The 7,795-nt window shown below is 62.7% G+C and carries 6 protein-coding genes and 1 pseudogene; 4 read left to right on the forward strand and 3 right to left on the reverse strand.

Annotated features, from left to right (window positions below):
- Positions 1–1,156 (reverse strand): aldehyde dehydrogenase family protein (locus OQK_RS14405; protein ID WP_038860951.1); only part of this gene is annotated, 1,156 nt, incomplete at its 3' end.
- A 302-nt stretch (positions 1,157–1,458) separates the two neighbouring features.
- Between OQK_RS14405 and OQK_RS14410 the strand changes: the two are divergent.
- The 4 genes and pseudogenes from OQK_RS14410 (at position 1,459) to OQK_RS14425 (ending at position 5,837) form a co-directional block, all read left to right on the forward strand.
- Positions 1,459–3,368 (forward strand): annotated as a pseudogene (locus OQK_RS14410) (sigma-54-dependent Fis family transcriptional regulator).
- A 198-nt stretch (positions 3,369–3,566) separates the two neighbouring features.
- Complete coding sequence (gene mpl, locus OQK_RS14415; RefSeq protein ID WP_016773007.1) at positions 3,567–4,916, forward strand: UDP-N-acetylmuramate:L-alanyl-gamma-D-glutamyl-meso-diaminopimelate ligase; 1,350 nt, start codon at positions 3,567–3,569, stop codon at positions 4,914–4,916.
- Positions 4,913–5,560 (forward strand): flavin prenyltransferase UbiX, encoded by a 648-nt coding sequence (gene ubiX / locus OQK_RS14420; protein ID WP_016773008.1) that lies wholly within the window; start codon positions 4,913–4,915, stop codon positions 5,558–5,560. The genes mpl and ubiX overlap by 4 nt, the downstream gene beginning before the upstream one ends.
- Positions 5,553–5,837, forward strand: coding sequence for a YceK/YidQ family lipoprotein (locus OQK_RS14425; RefSeq protein ID WP_016773009.1), 285 nt, complete (start codon positions 5,553–5,555; stop codon positions 5,835–5,837). The genes ubiX and OQK_RS14425 overlap by 8 nt, the downstream gene beginning before the upstream one ends.
- A gap of 158 nt (positions 5,838–5,995) precedes the next feature.
- On the opposite strand, the gene OQK_RS14430 is transcribed toward OQK_RS14425, so the two are convergent.
- Together OQK_RS14430 and OQK_RS14435 are read right to left on the reverse strand one after the other, a co-directional pair.
- Positions 5,996–6,637 carry an oxidoreductase gene (locus OQK_RS14430; protein WP_016773010.1) on the reverse strand — a complete coding sequence of 214 codons (642 nt, stop codon included), beginning with the start codon at positions 6,635–6,637 and terminating at the stop codon, positions 5,996–5,998.
- A 27-nt stretch (positions 6,638–6,664) separates the two neighbouring features.
- On the reverse strand, positions 6,665–7,795 hold a 1,131-nt coding region (locus OQK_RS14435), incomplete at its 5' end, for a C13 family peptidase (RefSeq protein WP_038860952.1).

Raw genomic sequence — 7,795 nt, forward strand, 5'->3', positions numbered from 1 at the left:
GGATGTAATAACCGGTGGCCAGGCTGCCCTCGAGTTTTTCCACCTTGCCGCCGGTCAGCAGTTCCGCGCCTTCGCCCTTGGCGATTTCCAGGTACGAGAGGATCTTGTCGAATTGCTGCTCGGATGCCTGGGCGCCGACCATGGTGTCGGTGTCCAGCGGGTCGCCGCGTTTGATCTGGCTGACTTTCTTCATCACGGCCTGCATGAATTCGTCGTAGATCGACTCCTGTACCAGTGCGCGCGATGGGCAGGTGCACACTTCGCCCTGGTTGAAGAACGCCAGTACCAGGCCTTCGGCGGCTTTTTCGATGAAGCTCGGCTCGGCCTGCATGATGTCTTCGAAGAAGATGTTCGGCGACTTGCCGCCCAGTTCCACGGTGGATGGAATGATGTTTTCCGCCGCGCATTTCATGATGTGCGAGCCGACCGGGGTCGAGCCGGTGAAGGCAATCTTGGCGATGCGCTTGCTGGTCGCCAAGGCTTCGCCGGCCTCTTTACCGAAACCTTGCACGACGTTGAGCACGCCCGGCGGCAGCAGGTCGCCGATCAGTTCCATCAGCACGCAGATGCCCAGCGGGGTTTGCTCGGCAGGCTTGAGCACCACGCAGTTACCGGCGGCCAGCGCTGGCGCGAGTTTCCACGCGGCCATCAGCAGCGGGAAGTTCCACGGGATGATCTGGCCGACCACGCCCAGCGGTTCATGAATGTGGTAAGCCACGGTGTTGCCGTCGATTTCCGCAGCGCTGCCTTCCTGAGCGCGCAGGCAACCGGCGAAATAACGGAAATGGTCAGCGGCCAGGGGGATGTCGGCGTTGAGGGTTTCACGGATGGCTTTGCCGTTGTCCCAGGTTTCGGTGATCGCCAGCAGTTCGAGGTTTTCTTCGATGCGGTCGGCAATTTTCAGCAGGATCAGCGAGCGCGCCTGCACCGAAGTGGCGCCCCACGCATCGGCGGCGGCGTGGGCAGCGTCCAGCGCTTTGTCGATGTCTTCGGCGGTGGAGCGGGGGAATTCGGCAATTGGCTGGCCATTGACTGGCGAGGTATTGGTGAAGTACTGACCTTTGACCGGCGCGACGAACTCGCCGCCGATGTAGTTGCCGTACTTGCTCTTGAACGAGACTTTGGCGCCGTCAGTACCGGGGTGGGCGTAACGCATGATGATGTTCTCCTTGGCTTTGTACTTATTAGAGAAACGCGCAAGTGCGCTTGCTATAAGCGTAGAGCAAGGCTCGGGCCACTGCCGTGCAGGTCAGGCAAATCAAGGGCTTGGCCGGTTTGTCTCGGACGAATGGAGTGGTGCTGTGACGGTTTCGGTACAGCACGGGTGACAGTTTGTACCGCTTGCGGCACAGCCCGTGACCGGGCGGTCTTGCCGGCATTGCATTGCCGGAGCCGCTGGAGGATGCTGGGCGTCACCTCATGCTTTGGGCCATCGCGCCCCGGGGAGAACAATAAGAAATGCACGACAACCATTTGAGTCGCCATGCCCGCCAGGTTCTCACCGTCACCCAGGGCAAACCGCACCTGCACGGCCCCGGCGCCGATCCGTCGATCGCCCGTTCGTGGCTGCGTTGCCTTGAGGACTATCACCTCGATCCTTCTGTGACCATGGCGCCGACCGTGCTTGAGCATGGCCGAGTACTGGAAAGTCGCGAACGTCTGCAGCAAGTGCTGCAAATTGCCGGCACCGAGATGAGCAGCCTGCATCAGCAACTCTCCGGCGCCGGCCATGCGGTGCTGCTGACTGACGCGCGCGGTGTGATCCTCAATTGCGTGACCGCGCCGGCCGAACGGAAGATTTTCGAGCGCGCCGGGCTCTGGCTCGGCGCTGACTGGAGCGAAGCCTGCGAAGGCACCAACGGCATCGGCACCTGTCTGGTCGAGCGTCAGGCGCTGACCATTCACCAGGACGAACACTTTCGCGGCCGCCACACCGGGCTGACCTGCTCGGCGAGCCCGGTGTTCGATCCGCACGGTGAATTGCTGGCGGTACTTGATGTCTCTTCGGCGCGGCCGGACGTCTCGCGGCAGAGCCAGTTCCACACCATGGCGCTGGTCAATCTGTCGGCGAAGATGATCGAGAGCTGCTACTTCCTGCGCTGTTTCGACAATCAGTGGTTGCTGCGTTTCCATCTGCAGGCCGAGTCCGTCGGCCTGTTCAGGAAGGGCTGCTGGCGTTTGACGGCGAAGGGCGGATCAGCGCAGTCAACCAGAGCGCCCTGAACCTGCTCGGGCATATTCGCGGTGGTTTGCTCGGTAAACCGGTGGAAGCGTTTTTCGATTGTTCGCTGGATGACCTGCTTGGTCGCGCGAGTGCCAACGCCAGCGCCAGTTGGCCGCTGCGCACCCGTGATGGCCGGCATCTGTTTGCCGTGTTGCGCGGCGAATCGCGCAAGCCGACAGCCATTGTTCCAACGCCAATCGCTACTCCAGCGCCACGCCTGTCCGGCATCTGCCTCGGCGATGAAGCGTTGCAGGCGGAATTTCGCAAAGCCCTGCGCGTGTTCGAGCGCGACGTGCCGCTGTTGATCAACGGCGAAACCGGCTCGGGCAAGGAGGCGTTCGCCAAGGCTGTGCACCAGGCCAGCCAGCGCTGCGGCAATGCCTTCGTCGCACTCAATTGCGCGGCCATTCCGGAAAGCCTGATCGAGAGCGAACTGTTCGGCTATCGCGGCGGCAGCTTCACCGGCGCACGCAAGGACGGCATGCGCGGCAAGCTGCAACAGGCCGATGGCGGCACCTTGTTCCTCGACGAAATCGGCGACATGCCCTTGGCGTTGCAGACGCGCTTGCTGCGTGTGCTGGAAGATCGGCAAGTGGTGCCGATTGGCGGCGAGCCGCAAGCGGTGGACGTGCGCATCATCAGTGCGACGCACCGCAATTTGCTCGAGCGGGTCGAGGACGGCAGCTTTCGCGAGGATCTGTATTACCGCTTGAACGGGCTGGAAGTGGCGTTGCCGGCGTTGCGCGAGCGCAGTGATAAATCGCAGTTATTGGATTTTCTCCTGGCCGAGGAGGCCGGCGGCGAAACGATTCTGATCGACGAACCGGCGCGGCAGGCGTTGTTGGCATTCAACTGGCCGGGCAATGTGCGGCAGTTGCGCAATGTCCTGCGTACGCTGGCGGCGTTGTGTGATGGCGGGCGGGTCGGCGTTGAGGATTTGCCGGTGATGATTCGGCAGGCGCGGCCGGTGGTTGTGGCGGCGCAGATTGTCGGGCAGCCATTGGACGACGCCGAGCGTGTCGCATTGCTCAATGCGCTTGAGCAGACGCGCTGGCATATGACCCATACCGCTGAACAGTTGGGCGTCAGCCGCAATACGCTGTACAGAAAGCTTCGCAAGCACGGCATCGCCCGCTCTGCCTGACCGACCTGATCGTTCCCACGCTCCGCGTGGTAACGCCTCCCCGGACGCTCCGCGTCCGCTTTGGGACGCAGAGCGTCCCGTGCTGCATTCCCACGCAGAGCGTGGGAACGATCAGGTCGAACAGGCCCGCCCCTCAGCTAAAGAGTGCCATTTCCCCCTCCCTACGCTAACCTGCGGCCATGTTTTACGAGGTCGACTATGCACATTCATATTCTGGGTATCTGCGGGACTTTCATGGGCTCGATGGCGGTGTTGGCCAAAGAGCTGGGCCATCACGTCACCGGCTCCGACGCCAACGTCTATCCACCGATGAGCACGCAGCTCGAGGCCCAGGGCATTCAGCTGACGCAGGGTTATGACCCGGCACAGCTCGATCCGGCGCCGGATCTGGTGGTGATCGGTAATGCCATGTCCCGTGGCAACCCGGCGGTGGAATATGTGCTGAACAAAGGCCTGCCGTACGTCTCCGGCCCGCAGTGGCTGGCCGATCACGTGCTGCAAGGGCGCTGGGTGCTGGCCGTGGCCGGTACGCACGGCAAGACCACCACCAGCAGCATGCTCGCCTGGGTGCTGGAGCATGCCGGCATGAGCCCGGGTTTCCTCATCGGCGGCGTGCCGCAGAATTTCTCGGTGTCGGCGCGCCTGGGCGGTACGCCGTTTTTTGTGATCGAGGCTGACGAATACGACAGCGCATTCTTCGACAAGCGCTCGAAGTTCGTCCACTACCGTCCACGCACGGCAATTCTGAACAACCTTGAATTCGATCACGCCGACATCTTCCCTGATCTGCCGGCCATCGAGCGTCAGTTCCACCATTTGGTGCGCACCATTCCGAGCGAAGGGCTGGTCATCCACCCGACCACCGAGCCAGCGTTGCAGCGCGTGATCGAGATGGGTTGCTGGACCCCGGTGCAAACCACCGGTGCCGGCGGTCAGTGGCAGGTCAAGCTGCTCAGCGAGGACGGCTCGGCGTTCGAAGTGATGTTCGAAGGCGTGTCCCAGGGCACCGTCGAGTGGGAATTGACCGGTCAACACAACGTCGCCAACGCCTTGGCTGCTCTGGCCGCCGCTCGTCACGTTGGCGTGGTGCCGTCGATGGGCATCGCCGGGTTGAGCGCGTTCAAGAACGTCAAACGACGCATGGAGAAAGTCGCCGAGGTGCGCGGCATCACCATTTACGACGACTTTGCCCATCACCCGACCGCCATCGCTACCACCCTCGACGGCCTGCGCAAGCGCATCGGCGACGCGCCGCTGATTGCGATCATCGAGCCGCGCTCCAATTCGATGAAGCTCGGCGCCCACCGTGACGGTCTGCCGGACAGCGTGGTCGATGCCGATCAAGTGATCTGGTATGCCCCGGCCAACCTCGGCTGGGACCTTGGCGCGACCGCTGCCCTGTGCACCGTGCCGTCCATCGTCAGCGATTCCCTGGAAGGCATCATCGAACGCGTGAAGAGCCAGGCACAGCCCGGCACTCACGTGGTGATCATGAGCAACGGCGGCTTCGGCGGCCTGCACGGCAAGCTTGCCGAGGCACTGCAATGAACGCTTTTTCCCAGGCCGGCGGCCCGGAACGCATCACCCTGGCGATGACCGGCGCCTCGGGCGCGCAGTACGGTTTACGCCTGCTCGATTGCCTGGTGCGCGAGGATCGCGAAGTGCACTTCCTGATCTCCAAGGCTGCGCAACTGGTAATGGCCACCGAGACCGATGTGTCCCTTCCGAACAAACCGCAGATGATGCAGGCTTTTCTGACCGAATACACCGGCGCCGCTGCCGGGCAGATTCGCGTGTATGGCAAGGAAGACTGGATGTCGCCGGTAGCCTCCGGCTCCGGCGCGCCGGCAGCCATGGTGGTGGTGCCGTGTTCGACCGGCACGCTGTCGGCGATTGCCACCGGCGCATGCAACAACCTGATCGAACGCGCGGCGGACGTCACCCTGAAAGAGCGCCGTCAGTTGATTCTGGTGCCGCGTGAGGCGCCGTACTCGAGCATTCATCTGGAGCACATGCTCAAGCTGTCGAATCTGGGCGTGACGATTCTGCCGGCCTCGCCGGGCTTCTATCACCAGCCGCAGACCATCGATGATCTGATCGACTTCGTTGTGGCGCGGATTCTCAATCTGCTCGGCATCCCGCAGGACATGCTGCCGCGTTGGGGCGAGCATCACCTGAGCAGCGATGAATAAGCTGCTGGTGCTTGTGCTGGCGCTGCAAATGGGCGGGTGCGCCACCGTGCGCACGCTGGATGCGGCCAAACCCGGCGCACCGGTGGTGTATGCCGGGACGCGCCTGGATTTGTATGCGTTGAACGGCGGCTGCTGCGCCATGGACCGGTTCGGTGCCGAAGCGCCGAGCTATCCGGGCGTGGACCTGCCGGCCAGCGCGTTGCTCGACACGCTCCTGTTGCCGTTGTCACTGCTCACCGTGATTGGCGTCGGATTCCAGGCGACTGGTGGATTGTAGGGGGGCGCACAACCTCTGTGGATTGTAGCGAATGATCGTTCCCACGCTCTGCGTGGTAACGCATCCTGTGACGCTCCGCGTCACGCTTTTTAGGACGCAGAGCGTCCATGGCTGCATTCCCACGCAGAGCGTGGGAACGATCATCATGGGCGGATGGATTATTTGCCTAACTTGCGCAGCTCATCCGACTCGATCACCCGCACCCCATCCTGTTCTTCCAACGCCAGGCGCCACATTGCTCGCGCCAACTGGCACGCTTCGATGCCGTGGTATTTGCCCGGAATCAGCTTCGACAACGGCCCGGCCAGTTGCTCGACCAGACGCGGTTCGGTGCGTTCGCCAAGCAGCAGCGAAGGTCGGCAAATGGTCAGCTGCGGCCAGTTCTGCGCGCGCAGCGCCTGTTCCATTTCACCCTTGACCCGGTTGTAGAACACCGAGGAATTCGGATCGGCGCCAATCGCACTGATCACGATCAGGTGCCGCGCGCCCATCTCCCGGGCGCGCTTGGCGAACGCCACGACCATGTCCAGATCCACTGCGCGAAAGGCTTCTTCGGAGCCGGCCTGTTTGATCGTGGTGCCGAGGCAGCAGTAGGCGATATCGACCCGGCCACTGAGCTGCGGCAGAAACGCTTGCGGGTCGCCGACCGGATTTTCCAGATGCGGATGCTCGGCCAGCGGCCGGCGTGAAGGGGCGAGGACACGGGTAATCGTTGGCTCGTTGAGCAAACGGTCGAGCAGATGTTCACCGGTCAGTCCGGTGGCTCCGGCAAGCAATACGTGCTGAGGCGTCAAGTACATAGTGTCTCTCCCTTGATACTGTTCAGCTTAGTTGCCTTTTTTCGCCGCGTCGTTCAATGCGCTGCTTTGCAAAGCTTTGCGTGCTTGCTGTTTTCGCAGCAGCTGCCAGTGCGACAGCACGGTTTTCGGCGCCCAGATCTGCGGCTCCGAGGCTTCGAAGCCGTCGGCCAGCTCGCGTTCGGCAACGGTGGCCTTGGCCAGTTTGAATGCCTGCTCAAGGTCGTCAGTCTGGTTCAGCGCCTGGGCGAACAGCGCGTCGCCGAAGTAGGTGAAGTTGGCTTCTTCCGAGCAACCGAACGACACCCGATCGGCGCGCGAGGCGGTCATGATCAGCGTGCGTTCGTCTTTCAGCGCCGGGATGAAACCGCCGGAATAGCACGAAGAAATCACGATGACCTTGTCGCGATGCTTCAGCGGCGCGAGCACGGCGGCGAGCTCATCGGCGGGCAGGTCGGCCAGTTCCATGCGCGGCTGATCGAGCACCAGTTCGTGCTCGGCGGTGCCGTGGCTGGTCAGATAAATGAACAGCAGATCTTCCGGCCCGCTGCGTTCGGCAAGGGCTTGCGCGGCGCGGCGCAGGTTTTCCCGGGTGGCCATCGGCCGGTCGCCGAGATGATCGCGATGATTGACCAGACGAATCTGGCCGAAGGCGCCGAAGCGCGTGTTGAGCATGTTGGCGACGTAGTCTGATTCACGCAGGAACACGCTTTGCTTGCCGTCGCCGCCAAGGGTCAGGGTGTACAACTCGACTGCCGGAGTCGAAGCGGGAATCGCCGCCAGTGCGTCGTCCAGCAACCGGCCTTGGGCGAGCAAACCGAGTTCGAGGGTGTCGGGGAGCAATTTGCCGTCGGCGTCGCGCACGCGTTGGCCGTTGATCCAGGTGCCACTGAGCACGCTGCCATCGGTCAGCACCAGCGTGCCGCGTCCTGAATAGCTGTCGTTGTCGAAGCCGCCGATGTAGAAGCTGCCATCGGCGAGGTTCAAGCGGCCCTGGCCGGTGAAGCGCCAGTCATTGAACACACCGATGTAATGGCTGCCATCCGCGCCGATCAATTCGCCCTTGCCGGTCAGCGCGCCTTCCTTGAACTGGCCGAGCCAGACGTCGCCGTCGGCGTTCTCGTAGCGGCCCTTGCCGTGCAATTGATTGTTCTTGAAGCC

This window comes from Pseudomonas sp. R62 (assembly GCF_000257605.1).
Classification (GTDB): Bacteria; Pseudomonadota; Gammaproteobacteria; order Pseudomonadales; family Pseudomonadaceae; genus Aquipseudomonas; species Aquipseudomonas atacamensis.

Bases quoted from the DNA above. Each gene is read 5' to 3' on its own strand.
- OQK_RS14430 (WP_016773010.1), bottom strand. From the start codon at position 6,637: ATGTACTTGACGCCTCAGCACGTATTGCTTGCCGGAGCCACCGGACTG.
- mpl (WP_016773007.1), top strand. From the start codon at position 3,567: ATGCACATTCATATTCTGGGTATCTGCGGGACTTTCATGGGCTCGATG.
- ubiX (WP_016773008.1), top strand. From the start codon at position 4,913: ATGAACGCTTTTTCCCAGGCCGGCGGCCCGGAACGCATCACCCTGGCG.
- OQK_RS14425 (WP_016773009.1), top strand. From the start codon at position 5,553: ATGAATAAGCTGCTGGTGCTTGTGCTGGCGCTGCAAATGGGCGGGTGC.